Origin of the sequence: Achromobacter spanius, assembly GCF_002966795.1 — a bacterium.
In the GTDB taxonomy this organism is placed as follows: domain Bacteria; phylum Pseudomonadota; class Gammaproteobacteria; order Burkholderiales; family Burkholderiaceae_B; genus Achromobacter; species Achromobacter spanius_D.
The window spans coordinates 6,161,714-6,178,365 of record NZ_CP023270.1 but is presented as its reverse complement, the minus strand read 5'-3'; the positions used below and the strand labels follow the sequence as shown (position 1 = coordinate 6,178,365).

Here is a 16,652-nt window from a genome sequence, read left to right as displayed (position 1 = left end):
GTCAGGTCCGGCGCTTCATGCCGACCAGTCCCAGCGCCAGCGCGGTCCCGACCAGGATGACGCCCGCGCCCGCAAGGATGGGCACGGTGATGACTTCGTCCAGGAACCAGGCGCCCCAGACGACCCCGAAGATGGGGACCAGAAATGTGACGCTGACCGCGCCGGTGGGGCCGACGTTGGCAATCAGCCGGAAGAACACGATGTATGCGGCGCCGGTGCACACCACGGCGAGCAGGACCGTCGCGCCCCAGGCTTCCCAGGAGACGGGCTGCTCCGGCCAGGTGACCAGGGCCGCCGGAAGCAGAACCAGTGCGGCCGACACCATGCTGCCCGTCGCGCTGGTCAGCGGATCCACGCCCGTCAGAAAGCGTTTGGTCCAGTTGGCGGCAATGCCGTAGAAGACAGGCGCGGAGATCGCGGCAAGCACGGCAAAGCCGGTTCCGCCGGATTGGAAGTCGAGCTTGTCCCAGACCAGCACCACGATGCCGGACATGCCGATCAGCAGCCCGAGCGAGCGGGTCCAGGGCAGCCGGTCTTTCAGCCACAGCCAGCCGATGACGGCGCCCCATACCGGTGTCACGGCGTTGGCGACCGACAGGAATCCCGCGCCCAGCGACTGGGCGGCATAGGCGTAAAGCAGGAAGGGCAAAGCCGCGTTCAGCGTGCCGACCACGAGAATGGCTTTCCAGCGGCGCGCAATGAGCGGCAGCTTGTTGCGCCAGATCGCGGCGGGTAGAAGAAACAGCGCGGCAAGTCCCACGCGCAGCTCGATCAGGGCCACCGGCCCGAACTCGGGCACGGCAACGCGCATGAAAAGAAACGAGCCGCCCCAGACGGCGGCAAGAATCATCAGGTCCAGCAGATCGCGGCGTTGCATGTTGAGCTCGGAATCAACCTTGGCCGCGGCTCGTGACCAGGTTTCGCATCTTTACCCGGTGCGCCAGCAGCGCGCAGGTCAGGGACAGCACAATACACAAGACCAGCCCGGTGCGCACGCCGGAAAGCACGGTGCTGTGCGAAATCAGAATGCCGACCACGGCGGTGCCCAGCGCGCTGCCGATGGCGCGCGTGGTCTGCACCAGGGCCGAGGCCACGCCCACGTCGCGCCGCTCGCTCAGCATCTGCATGAAGAGGGTCAGGTTGGGCAGCAGAAAGCCCAGTGCGCAGCCGTTAACGAAGAACGCGGACAGGATCCACCACGCCGACGTGCCCGGCGAAATCAGCAGCACCATCAGCGATCCCGCCGCCAGCAGGCCACCGCCGAACACCATCAGCCGCTGCGGCTCGGTCTGCTTGGGGAACATGCGGCCATTGATGATGCTGCCGACCGAGATCGCGGCCACCAGCGGCGTGAGCAGCAGGCCCGCCTGGCTGGGCGTGTAGCCCAGCACCTGCTGCAACAGCAGCGGGCTGTAGAAAATCAGGATGAACATCACCGCGCCCACCATCATCGCGGCCGCGTTCAAGAGGCGCGGCTCGCGGCCGGACAGGACGCGAAGCGGAAAGATCGGTGACTTTACGCGGCGTTCGGTCGGAATCAGGATGGCGATGGCGGCGGCGCCGACCAGCGCCAGCGTCAGGCCGAGCACCGGGTGCGCGTGTTCGCCGCTGGCAAACGCCAGTTCCAGTGCGGCCAGCGGCGCGCCCACCGCCAACACGAGCAGAATGGCGCCCAGCCAGTCGATCTTGCGGCTGCCGTCGTGGATGGGCCGGATGCGCGGGAAATAGCGCGCCAGGAGGAAAAAGGCGGCGGCCGCCGCGATGGGCGTGATGAAGAACGCCGCGCGCCACCCCAGCGCCTGCGTGGCCGCGCCGCCCAGGACCGGGCCGATGCCGCTAGCCATGGCAAAGGCAGCGGACACCAGCGCCATCCATCTGACGCGCTGTTTGGCATCGGGAAACAGATCTGCCGGCGCGGCAAACGCCGTGGCGATCATCATGCCCCCGCCCACCCCCTGCAGGGTGCGGAAGACGATGAGTTGGGTCATGGACTGCGCCAGGCCACAGGCGATGGAGCCCAGCGCGATGATCAGCACCGACACCAGCATCAAGGGCTTGCGGCCGAACATGTCGCCCAGCCGGCCAAAGATCAGGATGGAGGCCGCGGTGGCCAGCAGATAGCCGGTGCCGACCCAGGCGTAGAGCGCCATGCCGTTGAGCGCTTCGGCAACGCGCGGCAAGGTGGTGCTGATGATGGTGGAATCCAGGGCCGCGAGCACCACGGTGGCCGACACGCCCGCCATCGCCATCAGCAGGTCCCGTCGTGAGCGTGTGGGATCAGTGGCTGGCTGCGGTGGCGTCGGCGGCGGATTCATGCCGCCAAGGATATCACCGGCACCCTAGGGTTATCACTTGTAAAACGTGTGATATCCCCAGAAAACGGCGATGACGAGCACGACCAGCATCCATGACCAGCGGGAATTGGAAAGACCGCGCGCTTCGGGTTCGGGAGGCGGGGGAGGGGGCGCGATCCGCGGCTGCGCCGCCATGTGGTCGATGAAGGACGCAAAGAACTTCTCGATGATCTTCTCGCCGGCCTTCAGGAGCACGCCTTCCCCGCATTCGCCCAGCTTGCCCCCCGCCATGCCGGCCACGGTGTAAGCCACCCGGGTGCCCTGGTCTTTGGTGGACAGGTTGATCTGCGCCGTGCCGATCGCCAGGCAGGCCGCGCGCCCCTTGCCTTCGAACACCAGCGTGCAGCTGTCGGGGGCGTTCATGTCGGAAAGCAAAATCTCGCCTTCGTAGTCGGTGTCGATGCCGGCGATCTTGGCGCGCAGCGTGACCGCGTATTCGGTCGGGCTGCGCATGGCGACTTCAACACACCCGGGAATGCACTTCTGTAACACTCGCGGGTCAGTCAACGCATCCCAGGTCTGGTGCTGCGTCGAAGGAATCCATTGGGCATCGGCAATGCGCATGGCTGTCTCCCTGTTCCAACAGTGTTGTGAATCCATTGTGGACCGGTCTGAGGAAAATAGCCATGCGAGGGTGGCACCTTTCCGCACTGAAGGATAGTGAGACTTACTATTATCTGTCCGGCTCCGCTTGCCTCTGGAGGGGCCGAAAATCCGCTTAGAACGGCGTTTTCTGCATGTTATGATGTTCAGTTGCGCTAAAACTTAGTATGCGCATCTTGCGCCTTCAGATTGCAGCCGTTCAATTTGAATATTTTGCATAGATATTGTTGCCAATATTTTACTGGCCGTAATTTGTGCCGGAGATGTTTAAGGCGAAGCTGCGGCGGCATATTGAAATCCCCTATTTTTTGCTTGATGAATCAGTCGTCAGAACGATGCTCAGCGATTTATCGGCGGGCAATATGCATTTATTTCCAATAACTTTATGTCCGGCCCGGTTGTCATTGAGTGACCGGGGCGGTCAAGCGGGATAGGTAGTGTGAATCCTCATCAGGCTCAGCGTGTATCTCCAGCTGCCATGTTCGACAGCATCTGGAGCAATCGAAAGCTCGCCGTTCAGATGTGCAAACGCGAAGTCCTGGGCCGCTATCGCGGCTCGATTTTCGGGTTGGCGTGGTCTTTTTTCACGCCGTTGCTGATGCTGACGGTCTATACGTTTTTCTTTACCGTCGTTTTCAAGGCGCGTTGGGGCGTCAGCCAGGATGCCGGGCACGCCAATTTTGCGGTCGTGCTGTTTGTCGGGCTGATCGTGCACGGCCTGTTTTCCGAATGCATCAGCCGCGCGCCGGGTCTGATCCAGAGCAACGTGACCTATGTGAAGAAGGTCGTGTTTCCGCTTGAGATCTTTCCGTGGGTGGCGATGGGGGCGGCGCTGTTCCATGCCGCCATCAGCGTCTGCGTGCTATTGATCGCGCAGCTCGTGCTCAGCGGCGCAATCAGCTGGACGGCGATATTTTTCCCGATTGTGCTGATTCCCCTGCTGATGGTGACCATGGGCTTTGCCTGGTTTCTTTCCGCGACGGGTGTTTATGTGCGCGACATCGGCCAGACGATCGGTTTGCTGATGTCCGTGCTGCTTTTTGTGTCGCCCGTGTTTTATCCGATTTCAAATCTGCCGCCCAAGGTGCAGATGGTGGTGATGTTGAATCCCCTTACCTTGATTATTGAAGAATCCCGTAATGTGCTGCTTTATGGCCAATTGCCGAACTGGGGCGCTCTGGGTATTTATGCGGCCATCGGCATGGTGATTGCCTGGGGAGGATTCTGGTGGTTCCAGAAGGCACGCAAGGGGTTCGCTGATGTCCTCTGATAGCAACGTCATTCGCGTAGATCAGTTAAGCAAGTGCTATCAGATCTACGATCGGCCGCATGACCGGTTGAAGCAGTTTGTCGCGCCCCGGGTGCGCAATATGCTCGGACGCCCGCCGGTGAATTATTTCCGGGAATTCTGGGCGCTGCGCGACGTGTCCTTCAGTGTGGGCCGTGGCGAGACCGTGGGCATCATCGGCCGCAACGGCTCGGGCAAGTCCACGCTGCTGCAGATGATCTGCGGCACGCTGATGCCCACTTCCGGCACCGTCGAAACGCATGGCCGCGTTGCCGCCCTGCTGGAGCTGGGCGCGGGTTTCAATCCCGAGTTCACTGGCCGCGAAAACGTATTTTTGAACGCGATGGTTCTGGGGCTTACCCAGAGCGAAGTCGAGGCGCGTTTCGATGAGATTGCGGCGTTTGCCGATATTGGCCAATTTATCGAGCAACCGGTCAAGCATTATTCAAGCGGGATGTATGCCCGTCTTGCATTTGCGGTCGCGATCAACGTGGATCCGGACATTCTGGTCGTCGACGAGGCGCTGGCTGTCGGCGACGAGCCGTTCCAACGCAAATGTTTTGCGAAGATCGACGCGATCAAGAATCGCGGCGCGACGATCCTGTTTGTTTCGCACTCGGGCGCAGCCATTATCAATCTGTGCGACCGCGCCATTTTGCTCAATGCCGGCGAACGCCTGTTCACGGGTATTCCGAAACGAGCCGTTTATTTTGGCCAGAAGCTGGGTAATACCACCGGCGACAAAGCCCTTGATCTGATCGCGGAAATCCGCCGCATCGATGCCGAGGGCGATGGCGCGGCCGACCCCGAGGCGGAAGATAAGAAGGCGCAGGCCGCCAGCCAGATTCCGGCGGGCGGGCTTGAGCCGTTCTTCGATGCGAGTTTCGTGCCGGATACCTTGTCGTATGACGAGGTGGGCGCCCGGCTTGCGTCGCCCATGCTGCAGACGCTGGGCGGCGCGCAGGTCAACCACATCCTGCGGGGCCACCGATACAAGTTGAAGTGCAGCGTGCAGTTCACCGAGGATTGCCCCGCCGTCAGGTTTTACGCGTTGATCCGCACCACGTCCGGGATCGACCTGGCGGGCTGCGCCCATCCCATTCTGGACGAGCATGGCATCGACTTCACAGCCGGCACGTCGCTGGAGCTGGAGTTCGAGTTTGAATGTTCGCTTAATCCGGCAACGTATTTTTGCACCTTCGCTGCCCAGGGCGAAGACGGTTCATTGCATCATCGCATTGTCGACGCGATTGTCTTTCGAGTGATGGCGGACGAGCCGCGTCCTGCGACCGGTCTTTTCGACATCGGCTTCCAACCCCGGATCCTGCTGGATGCCGTCTCCGAGTAAACGGCGACGCCCGGCAAGATAGAGAACTGAAATGCACAATCTCCCGACGGATTACAAAGAACACCAAGGCATGCTGTTTCCGGTAACGGACGGCAGTATCCCTGAGTTCACCTACACCGATGGCGCCGACTTCGAGCAGCAGATCGAGCGCATCATTGCCGGAGCGAAGGATCGCTCGCTGTTTTCGCGCGAGCTGGTCGGCGCGATCTGGGACTGGCGTTCCGCCTGTCACCTGTCGCCGGTCCGCGCAAACATCCTGCGTCCGCTTGAAAAGCTGTGCCGCGGACGCGTGCTGGAGCTGGGTTCGGGATGCGGCATCATCACGCGCTACCTGGGCGAGCTGGGCGGCGATGTCGTGGCCCTTGAGGCATCGGCCCACCGCGCCTCGATCACGCGCCAGCGCACCGCCGACCTGCAGAACGTCACCGTCGTGTGCGATCGCATCGAAGACTTCAACGCCGAAAAGAAGTTCGACGTCGTGACGATGATTGGCGTATTGCAATACGCGCGGATCTTCTCCCATTGCGGGGCACGCGCCGAACTCGACCTGCTCGCGAACGCCGCGCGCCAGCTCAATGACGACGGCGTCCTGGTTATCGCCATCCAGAACAAGCTGGGGCTCAAGTATTTTTCGGGCTTCCCGGAGCCGAATGTGGATGTGCCGTATTACGGCGTCGAAGGGCAGTACGGTCCCGAAACCATCGTCCGCTTCGGGCTGGAAGAGCTGAAGGGCATCCTTGGTTCCGTCGGCTTGAGCGCCCACGACGTGTTGTTCCCGCTGCCGGACTATCACATGCCGGTGTCGCTCCTGACCTCGAAGGGGCTGGATCCGAAGGGCCCATTTGCCGCCGGACCGTTGCTGACTGGCACGGTGGGGCGCGACCGTGCCCGGCCGGACTGGATCGTTCCGTCTTTCTCGCTGGAGCAGGCCTGGGCGTCGATCCATGAGAACGGCCTGGCCGAAGACCTGGCGAACTCGTTTCTGATCATTGCCGGAAAGTCGGACAAGGCCCTGGCCTCGCTGCAGGAAGCCGACGACCTGGCCTGGCACTACAGCGTCGAGCGGCATCCTGCCTTTGCCACGGCAAAGCGCTTCTACCTTGATGGCGGTCAGGTGCGCACGGCGCGCGAGTGCGTGACCCAGGAGGCGGCGCCGACGGTGCCGGTGACCCACACGATCGAGGACGGCCCCTATCTGAACGGCAAACTGTGGTGGCTGGGTCTGGTGAAGGTGCTGAACACGCCGGGCTGGTCCGCCACCGATGTGTGCAATTGGGCGCGCCCCTGGATCGACGCGATCTGCCGCGAGGCCAATCTGGGGCCGGCGGTTTCATTGTCGCTGGACAAGTCGGTGCCCGGGGCCATGTTCGACTGGACACCGTTGAACTGCATGGAAGTCGCGCCCGGCGAGCTGACGTTCTTCGACAAGGAATGGAAGCTGGAATCGGACCTGACGCTGTCCTACGTCATTCTGCGCGGCCTGTTTGGCAGCCTGGCCAGCGTGGCCAGTTGCGCGCAGCCGGCCGAAGGCACGCCGCTGGAGATCCTGGAACTGCTGCGCGAGGCGCTGCGCATGCAGAGCATCGGCATCACCGACGACCAGGTCGAAAAATACATCGCGCAGGAATCCAGCGTGCAGCATTGGATCAACGGCGGTGTCGAAGGCCGCATCGGCGCGCCGTGGGTCACCTACGTCAAGTCCGCCAAACTGCTGGTGCGCATCGACGGCCGGCACATGCGGGCGCTGCTCGAGGACGCCAAGGCGCATGACGCCAATCAGCAGGCCGTGATTCAGACGCAGGCCGCGGAGATCGCTGCCATGCGCACGACGCTGGAGCAATATCAGAGCAGGGCGCTTGCGGCGGCGGGCTCGCGTTGGCGGCGCGCGTTGCGTGCGTTGTTGGGAAGAACGGGCTGATGTCTGTCTGAGTCGGATACGGGTTTGGGGAACCGACGGCCGCAACGCATGGTTGCGACGTCGCACTGACAAGAATGATTTAAATCCCATGTAGCTCCAGGCGGACGGCAGGCCCATGAAGAATATGCATGGTCAGCGTTCGCAACAGGCCTGGTTCGACTTGAGAGGATTGACGGACACAGCATGAAAGTTTTGCAAGTCAACGGGTACCAGTCGCCGGGACGCCGCTTCAATGGGCTGTCCCTGAAGCCTCATCTTGAGGCGCTTGGTGTTTCGTCCAAACATTTCGTATGGGAGCAGGACCGCCAGGAAGAAGGCGTCGTGAGCCTGCACGGCACGCTGCAGCGCAAGGTCAACCGGCTGACGCGCGGCGTGGAGAAGGTGCTTTCCCTGCAGTCGCAGCTGTATTCGAACGGCATGCACATGCGCCGCCTGGACGCGTTCCGCGAGGCGGACCTGGTCCACTATCACATCATTCATTCAGGCTTTCTCAGCATGCAGTCGCTGCCCGCGATGACGGCAGACAAGCCCTCGCTGTGGACCCTGCATGATCCGTGGGCGATGACCGGCCACTGCATCCATCCGTTTTCGTGCCAGCGCTGGAAGACCGGCTGCGGCCAGTGCCCTGACCTGAAGACCGATTTCGCGATCCAGCGCGACACGACCGCGCTGAACTTCCGGCTCAAGCGGTCTGCCTACCGGCGGTCCAACTTTGAAGTCCTGGTGGCCTCGAGCTGGATGGAAAACATGGTGCGGCAGTCGCCCCTGATGGAAGGGGTGACCGTCCACAAGGTGCCGTTCGGGCTGGATCTCGATTTCTTCAAACCGGCGGATCAGGCCGCGGCAAAGGCCCGCCTGGGCATCGAGCCGCATCGGCTGGTCCTGTGCTTCCGGTCCGTGGTCAACGACTTCAAGGGCCTGCAGTATGTGATCGAGGCGCTGGACCGCCTGCAGACGCAGGTGCCCATCTGTCTGCTGACGCTGAACGACAAGGGCCGCGTCGACAAGTTCAAGGAAAGGTTCCAGGTTGTCGAACTAGGCTGGACGAATGACGATGGCGTGATGCAGGACGTCTATAGTGCGACAGACCTGTTCCTGATGCCTTCTCTGGCGGATTCCTTCGGGTTGATGGCCGTCGAGGCGATGGCTTGCGGTAAGCCCACGATCTGCTTCGAAGGCACTGCCTTGCCCGAAGTCGTGTTCACGCCGGAAGCGGGGCTGGCCGTGCCGTCCCGCGACGCGGCGGCGCTGGCGGCGGCGATGGAGCGCCTGATTGCCGACCCGCAGGAGCGGCTGGCACGGGGCGAACGATCGCGCCAGCTGGCGGAGCAGCACTACGACATACGCCTGCAGGCGCAGCGTATGGTGGACGTTTACGAACGTGTGATCCAGGGAAGGCAGTCGGGAAAATGACAGCTGTGGATACGTTGACGACCGGGATCGGGGATCCAGCGGGCGCGCCGGGCAGGCAGAGAGCGGCCTGGGCGGATCTGTGCCGCGTGGTCTCCATCTATGGCGTCATCCTCATCCACTCCTGCGGCGTCGCGTTCTATGCGTTCGGCAAGAGCCCGTTGTCCGATTGGTTGTCGGCCAACGCGCTGGATTCAGCCGTGCGCGTGGCGGTCCCGCTCTTTGTGATGATTTCAGGCGCGATGCTGCTGCGGCCGGGCATGCCGGTGGTGTCGACCGGCAGCATCCTGCGCCGGGTCTTGAAGGTGTTCATCCCGTTGGTCTTCTGGAGCGCCGCGTACCTGTACCGCAACAATGCGCTCGGTGGCTACGGCGCGGGCCTGCTCTCGATGTTCTCCGAACCCGCGGTGTACCACCTGTGGTTCGTGTACATGATCTGCGGGCTGTACATCCTGCTGCCTTTCCTGCAAGCCATCTATGAAGTGCTGCGCAGCCGGCCGGCGCTGGGTGTCTACTTCTTTGTGGTCTGGTTCGCCGTCACCTGCGTGCCGATGTATTGGCCGCTGCCGGTGCTGCGGATCATGCAGCTCACCAGCTTTCTCGGGTATGGCGGATTGTTCATCCTGGGCGGCCTGCTGGCCGGGATCGACCGCAAGTCCATCCCGCGGTGGGCGTGCATTACCGTCTACGCGGTTTGCTCCGCGATCACGTTCTACCTGACGTGGCGCTTGAGCGAAAAGGCCGGCGTGGCGGTCGAACACGCCTACGTCTATTTCACGCCCAATGTCATCATCGCATCGATCGCCGCGTTTCTGGCGTTCGTGACGGTCGATCTGTCCGGCCGGGCGGCGGCGATCGCGAAATGGCTGAGCGACCGTGCCTTCATCATATTTTTCGTGCATGTGGCCGTGCTGGAGCATGTGCGCTTTAGCGGCGCGATCCGCGTCGCGTCTGAGCATCTGCACACTGGCCTTGTGATCCTGCTGATCTCATTGAGCACCTTTTTCATCAGCGGCCTCATCGCGGCCGCAATTCGCCTGATTCCGGGAGCCAGCCGTGTTGCCGGATAACGTTTCAAACATCATGGACCAACCGAACGCCAGCTCGAGCGGGGCAGCCACCGGCTCGCGCAAAGGCAAGATTCTTCTTTTCAGCTACGCTTTTCCGCCCATGCAGGTGCAGATGACCGCGGCCGTCTACAAGCCCATGGCGGCGCTTGCGCGGTCCGGCTACGACGTCGACGTGCTGTGCGCCGATTCGTTCTGCGCTGAATTGCCGCTGGACCACAGCCTGCTTCCGTTTGCCGAGAAGACCTTCGGCAGGATCGATCGCCTGCGGCCCGCGAAGGGTCTGATGACCCTGCTGCGCTCTTCCATTCGCAAATTGGACCGGGTGCCGGACCTGATGACCGTGCTGCGCGAATCCGCGTACAGCAAGCTCATGGACACGGACCTCTCCCAGTACGACGCCGTGATGACGTGGTCGCCGTTTCATTCGATCAACGCGGTGATGACCCGCGTGAAGAAGGCGCGGCGCAACGTGAAGTGGCTGGCGCAGTTCAGCGACCCCTGGGCCGGCAATCCCCTGGAAGTCAGCCGGCTGACCAAGATGTGGAATGCCCGGCACGAGCCGCGCGCGATCGCAGCCGCGGATTTCATCGTCCACAGCTCGCGCTATTCCCTGGACCTGATGATGCAGGGGCAGCCCGAATCCGTGCGCCGCCGTACCGATGTGATTCCCCATGCCTTCGACGAAGCGCTGTTTCCGCAGCGCCCGAAGGCAAGGAACGATCGCATCGTGATGCGCTATGTGGGCGTGCTGTATGGCCGCCGTTCGCCCGAACCGCTGTTTCAGGCGCTGGCGCGCCTGTTCGAGCGGCGGCCGGACCTGCGCGGTGTGCTGTGCGTCGAACTGATCGGCCTGGTGCCGCCCGAGATGCTCGCCACCGAGGCGGCCAAGAGCCTGCCGGAGGGCACCGTGCGCGCCGTCGGCAACGTGACGTTCGTCGAATCGCTGGAGCAGATGTACGACGCGGACATTCTGCTGCTCATCGAAGCCAACGTGCGCCAGAACCTGTTTTTGCCCAGCAAGCTGTCCGACTATATCGGCGCGGATACGCCCATCGTTGGCCTGACGCCGCCTGGCGGTTCCGAGGACGCCATGAAACAGCTGGGATGCTGGCACGCCCGGCCGTCCGATGTCGAAGATATCGAGAAGGCGGTGGAAGGCGCGGTGGACCATGTCCTGCGCAAGGACGGGGCCGACTGGTGCGATCAGGCCTACCGCGATACATTCAGCGGCAACCGGATCGCGCATCGCTTCGGCAAGATCCTGGAGGGGCTCTGACGCTGGCTTGCCCGCACGGCAACGCCAGTTCCCGCATACCCATGCCCATAAGCTGCTACCGATCATGGCTGTAGAAGTTGTCCTTTACGCGCCCAACGTGCATACCGGCGGCGGTCTCGTGCTGCTGCAGGCGCTGTTGGGCGCATGGCCGGCAGGTTCGCCGCTGCGCCTGTTCCTGGATGCCCGCAACCGGCAGCGGTTCGACATTCCCGAGGGCGCCGCCGTGCATTGGGTCGAGCCAACGGCGCTGGCCCGCCTGAAGGGCGAATTCGCGGCGCGCCGTGCCGCCGGACGAGACGCCATTCTTTTCTGCTTTCATGGCCTGCCGCCGGTGCTGCCGTCGCGCGCGCGCGTCGTCGTGTTTTTGCAGAATCGCAATTACCTGCGCGGGGTGCGTCTGTCGCAGTTTCCGCTGCCCACGCGGCTGCGCCTGATCTTCGAACGGTCGATCGGGCGGTTCTTCCGCCATCGGGTCTCGGAATACGTGGTTCAGACGCCGACCATGCGCCGCGAGGTGCTGGATTGGCTGGGCGCCTCCGCGCACCAGCCGCCCGTCCGGATCGCGCCCTTCGTGGCCGACATCACCGCCGCCAATCCGGCGGGGCAGACGGACCGCACGCGCAAGTGGGATTTTGTCTACGTGGCCGACGGCGTGGCGCACAAGAACCATCGGCGCCTTCTCGACGCATGGCGGCTGCTGGCCGAGGACGGTTTGCGTCCGTCGCTCGTCCTGACACTGGGCCCGCGGGACAAGATCCTGGCGCAGGAGCTCCTGGCCGTCGCCGCCCGCCACGGGCTGCGGGTCGAGAACCAGGGCGAACTGACCCGGGAAGGCGTGGCGGCGCTGTATGCGCAGGCCGGCGCGCTGGTGTTCCCGTCGTTTGGCGAATCGTTTGGCCTGCCGCTGATCGAGGCGACCAAGGCCGGGCTGCCGATCGTGGCGTCCGAACTCGATTATGTGCGCGACGTGTGCGTGCCGGTCCAGACATTCGATCCGGCCTCGGCCACCTCGATCGCGCGGGCGGTGCAGCGTCAGCTTGCCGCGCCCAGCCCGGTCGTGGCGCCCGAGACACCCGCCCAGTTCTGGGCCCGGCTGCGCGCCGATTCCTCAGCAGCGAGCGCCTTGTGAGAATCCTGATCGTCAGCCAGTATTTCTGGCCGGAACAGTTCTTCATCAACGACTTCGTGCGCGCGTTGACGGCGCAGGGGCATGTGGTCGAGGTGCTGACCGGCAAGCCCAACTATCCCGACGGCAAGATCTTCGACGGCTACACCGAGCAAGGTTGCACGACCGAGCAATGGGATGACGGCACGGTGATTCACCGGGTGCCGCTGCGCACGCGGCGCGCGGGCGGCGGCAAGAATCTGGTGCTCAATTACCTGTCGTTCGTCGTCAACGGACTGCGCCATGGATACCGGGCCGTGGGGCACAAGGATTTCGACGTCGTGCTGGCAGTGGCGTTTTCTCCGATCACGTCGGTCATCCCCGCGATCTACCTGAAATGGCGCAAGAAGCTGCCCCTGGCAATCTGGATCCAGGACCTCTGGCCCGAAAGTCTGAGCGCGACCGGGTTCGTGCGAAACCGCACGATTCTTGCGGGCGTGGGAATGATGGTGCGCGCGATATATGGGGCCGCATCATTGCTGCTGGTGCAGTCCAAGGCGTTCCGCGAGCCTGTCGCGCGACTGTCTTCCGACCGCAAGATCGTCTATTACCCCAATTCAAGCCCCGATCCCCGCACCGCGACATTCAGCCCCTGCACACTGCCGGCCTCTCTGCTGACGACGCTGGAGGCCAGTTTCTGCGTCGTCTTTGCGGGTAACCTTGGGACTGCCCAGTCGTTACACACGATTCTTGCCGCGGCGCGCAAACTGAAGGGGCGCAGCGATTGCAGGATCGTGCTGGTGGGCAGTGGCAGCATGCTTGGACGAATCCGCGACGAGGTCGAGCGCGAGGGCCTGTCGAACGTCGTGCTGGCCGGCCGCTTCCCCAATGACCAGATGCCGCATATCTTTGACAGGGCGGGCGCGTTGCTGGTCACGTTAAATAGGGACGCCATCCTGGCGCAGACGATTCCCAGCAAGGTGCAGGCCTACCTGGCAGCGGGCCGGCCGATCATCGGCGCGCTGGACGGGGCGGGCGCAGAGGTCATTCGTGACGCGGGCGCCGGGCTGGTGTGCGCCGCCGAGGATTCGGATGGGCTGGCCGACTGCATCGACCGCCTGCGCGCCATGGATGAGCGCGAGCGCGAGGCGCTTGCCGACTCCGGCCGCCGGTTCTACCTTGAGCATTACGAGATAACCCGTCAGGTCGACCGATTAGTGAGTATTCTTTCTGAGAAACTCGATTTGAAAGAGAAGGCTTAGCATGAAAATTTTGGTTCTAGGAGTAACGGGCATGCTGGGTAGCGCGGTTTTCGCGCGGTTCAGCGAAGATCCGGCATTCGAGACGTGGGGCACGCTGCGCGGCGCGGCGGGCCTGCGCTACTTCGATGAGCGCCACCGCAAGAATCTGCTGACCGGCATCGACGTGCTGGACAACGATTCCCTCGTGTCGGTGATGAGCCGTGTGAAGCCGGACGTGGTCATCAACTGTATCGGGCTGATCAAGCAGCTGGCAGATGCCAAGGATCCCCTGGCGGCGCTGCCGGTGAACGCCATGCTGCCGCACCGCCTGTCGCGCCTGTGCGCGCTGGCGTCGGCCCGCCTGATCCACGTCAGCACCGACTGCGTGTTCGATGGACGCAAGGGCATGTACCTGGAATCGGATCCCTCCGATGCCGAGGACCTGTACGGCAAGTCGAAGTACATTGGCGAGTTGACGTCCGATGCCAACGCCATCACCCTGCGCACGTCGATCATTGGCCACGAATTGGGCAGCAATGTGGCGCTGGTGGACTGGTTCCTGTCGCAGCCGGGGCCCGTGAAGGGATTTACCCGCGCCGTGTTTTCCGGTCTGCCGACCACCGAGCTGGCGCGGGTGATGAAGGACTTCGTGATTCCCCATCCCGAACTGCACGGCCTGTATCACTGCGCGGTCGCCCCGATCGACAAGTATTCGCTTCTCAAGCTCGTGGCGCAGGTGTACGGCAAGGACATCGACATCATTGCAGATGACCAGTTGAAGATCGACCGATCGCTGGATGCCACCCGCCTCTTGCAGGCGACGGGTTATGTGCCTCCGTCGTGGCCGGAACTGATTCGGGAAATGCACGCGCATCGCCTCGTCCCCTAACGGATTAATGGTTAATTTATGTTCGACAACAAAGTTCTCATGATTACCGGCGGCACCGGGTCTTTTGGACACACGGTGCTCAAGCGCTTTCTCTCCACGAATGTGCAGGAGATCCGCGTCTTCAGCCGCGACGAAAAGAAGCAAGAGGACATGCGTATTGCCTTGGCCGACGACAAGGTCAAGTTCCACATCGGCGACGTGCGCGACTACGACAGCATCGCGCAGGCGATGATCGGCGTGGACTACGTGTTTCACGCGGCGGCGCTCAAGCAGGTGCCGTCCTGCGAGTTCTACCCGATGGAAGCGGTCAAGACCAACGTGATCGGCACGGAGAACGTCCTGAACGCGGCGATTGCCGCCGGCGTGCACCGCGTCGTCGTGCTGAGCACCGACAAGGCGGTGTATCCCATCAATGCGATGGGCATCTCCAAGGCGATGGCCGAGAAGCTGGTCGTGGCCAAGTCGCGCGTTGCCGTCAAATCCGGCCCGGTGATCTGCGCGACGCGTTACGGCAACGTGATGGCGTCGCGCGGTTCGGTGATCCCGCTGTTCATCAGCCAGTTGAAGAACGGCGAACCGCTGACCGTCACCGATCCCAACATGACGCGCTTCCTGATGTCGCTGGAAGATTCGGTGGATCTGGTGCTGCATGCGTTCGAGCACGCGCAGCAAGGCGACATCTTCGTGCAGAAGGCTCCGGCTTCCACCGTTGCTGACCTGGCGGTCGCGCTCAAGGAACTGATCGGCGGCAATAGCCCGCTCAAGGTGATCGGCACGCGGCACGGCGAAAAGCTGTACGAGTCGCTGATTTCGCGCGAGGAAATGGCCAAGGCCGAGGACATGGGCCGCTATTACCGCATTCCCGCCGATAACCGGGATCTGAACTACAAGAAGTATTTTGTCGAAGGCGAAACCGAGATTTCCGAGTTGGACGATTACACGTCGCACAACACGGAGCGTCTGGATGTCGAAGGTGTGAAGAAGTTGCTGTTGAATCTGGAATACATCCGGGGGCAGATCGATGCTTAAGGTCATGACGCTGGTTGGCACGCGTCCGGAACTCATCAAGATGAGCCGTGTCATTGCAGAACTGGATGCCCAGGTCAATCACGTGCTGGTGCATTCCGGCCAGAATTACGATTACGAGCTGAACCAGGTTTTCTTCGACGACCTGCAGATTCGCAAGCCCGATTATTTCCTGGGGGCGGCGGGCGACACCGCGGCCAAGACGATCGGCGACGTCATCATCAAGTCCGACGAGATCTTCGAACAGGAAAAGCCGGACGCTCTGCTGCTTTATGGCGACACGAACACCTGCCTGGCGGTGATCGCCGCCAAGCGCCGCAAGATTCCGGTGTTCCACATGGAAGCCGGCAATCGCTGTTTCGATCAGCGCGTGCCCGAAGAGCTGAATCGCAAGGTGCTCGATCACCTGAGCGACATCAACATGGTCCTGACGGAACATGCGCGTCGCTACCTGATCGCCGAAGGCATCCGCCCCGAGACGATCATCAAGACCGGCTCGCACATGCAGGAAGTGCTGGCGTACTACATGGACGACGTCCAGAAGTCGGACGTGCTGGTGCGCGAAGGGCTCACCGAGGACAAGTTTTTCCTGGTCAGCGTGCACCGCGAGGAAAACGTCGACACGCCGGAGAACCTGCGCGATCTGCTCGACACGCTGCGCCACCTTGCCGACACGTATGAATTCCCCATCATCGTGTCGACTCACCCGCGCACCCGCAAACGCCTGGAGGCGTTGGGCGACGCGCTGGATCATCCGTTGATCCGCTTCGTGAAACCCTTTGGCTTGCTCGACTACATCAAGCTGCAGATGGGCGCATTCTGCGTGCTGTCCGATAGCGGCACGATCACGGAGGAGGCCTCGCTGCTGAATCTGCCGGCGATCACCGTGCGCAATGCGCACGAACGTCCCGAGGGCATGGACGAAGGCACGTTGATCATGAGCGGCCTGAAGGCGGAGCGGGTTGCCGACGCGGTTCGCGTGGTCACCAGCCAGCACCGTCGCGGCGAACGCGTGATTCCGGTGGTCAAGGACTACGAAGGCGGCCCGGTGTCCAAGCAGGTCGTGCGCGTGGTGCTGAGCTATACGGACTATGTGAACCGGACCGTGTGGTCGAAGTCCTGAA

14 protein-coding genes are annotated in these 16,652 nt (G+C 62.6%); 11 read left to right on the top strand and 3 right to left on the bottom strand.

The window, feature by feature from the left end:
• Position 1: 1 nt before the first annotated feature.
• The 3 genes from CLM73_RS28035 to CLM73_RS28025 form a co-directional block, all read right to left on the bottom strand.
• Positions 2-877, bottom strand: coding sequence for a DMT family transporter (locus CLM73_RS28035; protein ID WP_105241211.1), 876 nt, complete (start codon positions 875-877; stop codon positions 2-4).
• A 13-nt stretch (positions 878-890) separates the two neighbouring features.
• On the bottom strand, positions 891-2,249 hold the full coding sequence (locus CLM73_RS28030) for an MFS transporter (protein ID WP_056571153.1): 1,359 nt from the start codon (positions 2,247-2,249) through the stop codon (positions 891-893).
• 99 nt (positions 2,250-2,348) lie between these two features.
• Positions 2,349-2,918 (bottom strand): SRPBCC family protein, encoded by a 570-nt coding sequence (locus CLM73_RS28025; protein WP_105241209.1) that lies wholly within the window; start codon positions 2,916-2,918, stop codon positions 2,349-2,351.
• Between the two features lie 517 nt (positions 2,919-3,435).
• Here CLM73_RS28025 and CLM73_RS28020 point away from each other — a divergent pair.
• The 11 genes from CLM73_RS28020 to wecB all read left to right on the top strand — a co-directional run bounded on the left by CLM73_RS28020 (position 3,436) and on the right by wecB (position 16,651).
• A complete protein-coding gene (locus CLM73_RS28020; RefSeq protein ID WP_105241208.1) occupies positions 3,436-4,227 on the top strand; it encodes an ABC transporter permease in 792 nt (263 codons plus the stop codon).
• On the top strand, positions 4,217-5,593 hold the full coding sequence (locus tag CLM73_RS28015; RefSeq protein ID WP_105241207.1) for an ABC transporter ATP-binding protein: 1,377 nt from the start codon (positions 4,217-4,219) through the stop codon (positions 5,591-5,593). Before CLM73_RS28020 ends, CLM73_RS28015 begins: the two co-directional genes overlap by 11 nt.
• Before the next feature lie 70 nt (positions 5,594-5,663).
• The gene (locus CLM73_RS28010; protein ID WP_234015769.1) at positions 5,664-7,511 is read left to right on the top strand and encodes a class I SAM-dependent methyltransferase; all 1,848 of its coding nucleotides are present in this window, start codon (positions 5,664-5,666) and stop codon (positions 7,509-7,511) included.
• 183 nt (positions 7,512-7,694) lie between these two features.
• Positions 7,695-8,924, top strand: a complete 1,230-nt coding sequence (locus CLM73_RS28005) for a glycosyltransferase family 4 protein (RefSeq protein WP_105241205.1) — start codon at positions 7,695-7,697, stop codon at positions 8,922-8,924.
• Positions 8,925-9,010: 86 nt separating this feature from the next.
• The gene (locus CLM73_RS28000) at positions 9,011-9,991 is read left to right on the top strand and encodes an acyltransferase (protein WP_158685949.1); all 981 of its coding nucleotides are present in this window, start codon (positions 9,011-9,013) and stop codon (positions 9,989-9,991) included.
• 13 nt (positions 9,992-10,004) lie between these two features.
• Positions 10,005-11,267 (top strand): hypothetical protein, encoded by a 1,263-nt coding sequence (locus CLM73_RS29075; protein WP_158685948.1) that lies wholly within the window; start codon positions 10,005-10,007, stop codon positions 11,265-11,267.
• A gap of 64 nt (positions 11,268-11,331) precedes the next feature.
• Positions 11,332-12,396, top strand: a complete 1,065-nt coding sequence (locus CLM73_RS27995) for a glycosyltransferase (RefSeq protein ID WP_158685947.1) — start codon at positions 11,332-11,334, stop codon at positions 12,394-12,396.
• Positions 12,393-13,634 (top strand): glycosyltransferase family 4 protein, encoded by a 1,242-nt coding sequence (locus CLM73_RS27990; protein ID WP_105241202.1) that lies wholly within the window; start codon positions 12,393-12,395, stop codon positions 13,632-13,634. Before CLM73_RS27995 ends, CLM73_RS27990 begins: the two co-directional genes overlap by 4 nt.
• 1 nt (position 13,635) lies before the next feature.
• Positions 13,636-14,502 (top strand): dTDP-4-dehydrorhamnose reductase family protein, encoded by an 867-nt coding sequence (locus tag CLM73_RS27985; protein ID WP_105241201.1) that lies wholly within the window; start codon positions 13,636-13,638, stop codon positions 14,500-14,502.
• A gap of 18 nt (positions 14,503-14,520) precedes the next feature.
• The gene (locus CLM73_RS27980; RefSeq protein ID WP_105241200.1) at positions 14,521-15,531 is read left to right on the top strand and encodes a polysaccharide biosynthesis protein; all 1,011 of its coding nucleotides are present in this window, start codon (positions 14,521-14,523) and stop codon (positions 15,529-15,531) included.
• Entirely contained in the window at positions 15,524-16,651 is a 1,128-nt protein-coding gene (gene wecB / locus CLM73_RS27975) for a non-hydrolyzing UDP-N-acetylglucosamine 2-epimerase (protein WP_105241199.1), read from the top strand. Before CLM73_RS27980 ends, wecB begins: the two co-directional genes overlap by 8 nt.
• Position 16,652: the final 1 nt, after the last annotated feature.

Excerpts from the sequence above, each read along its gene's own strand:
- CLM73_RS28035 (WP_105241211.1), bottom strand. The coding sequence starts at position 877 with ATGCAACGCCGCGATCTGCTGGACCTGATGATTCTTGCCGCCGTCTGG.
- CLM73_RS28030 (WP_056571153.1), bottom strand. The coding sequence starts at position 2,249 with ATGGCGATGGCGGGCGTGTCGGCCACCGTGGTGCTCGCGGCCCTGGAT.
- CLM73_RS28025 (WP_105241209.1), bottom strand. The coding sequence starts at position 2,918 with ATGCGCATTGCCGATGCCCAATGGATTCCTTCGACGCAGCACCAGACC.
- CLM73_RS28020 (WP_105241208.1), top strand. The coding sequence starts at position 3,436 with ATGTTCGACAGCATCTGGAGCAATCGAAAGCTCGCCGTTCAGATGTGC.
- CLM73_RS28015 (WP_105241207.1), top strand. The coding sequence starts at position 4,217 with ATGTCCTCTGATAGCAACGTCATTCGCGTAGATCAGTTAAGCAAGTGC.
- CLM73_RS28010 (WP_234015769.1), top strand. The coding sequence starts at position 5,664 with ATGCTGTTTCCGGTAACGGACGGCAGTATCCCTGAGTTCACCTACACC.
- CLM73_RS28005 (WP_105241205.1), top strand. The coding sequence starts at position 7,695 with ATGAAAGTTTTGCAAGTCAACGGGTACCAGTCGCCGGGACGCCGCTTC.
- CLM73_RS29075 (WP_158685948.1), top strand. The coding sequence starts at position 10,005 with ATGGACCAACCGAACGCCAGCTCGAGCGGGGCAGCCACCGGCTCGCGC.
- CLM73_RS27995 (WP_158685947.1), top strand. The coding sequence starts at position 11,332 with ATGGCTGTAGAAGTTGTCCTTTACGCGCCCAACGTGCATACCGGCGGC.
- CLM73_RS27985 (WP_105241201.1), top strand. The coding sequence starts at position 13,636 with ATGAAAATTTTGGTTCTAGGAGTAACGGGCATGCTGGGTAGCGCGGTT.
- CLM73_RS27980 (WP_105241200.1), top strand. The coding sequence starts at position 14,521 with ATGTTCGACAACAAAGTTCTCATGATTACCGGCGGCACCGGGTCTTTT.
- wecB (WP_105241199.1), top strand. The coding sequence starts at position 15,524 with ATGCTTAAGGTCATGACGCTGGTTGGCACGCGTCCGGAACTCATCAAG.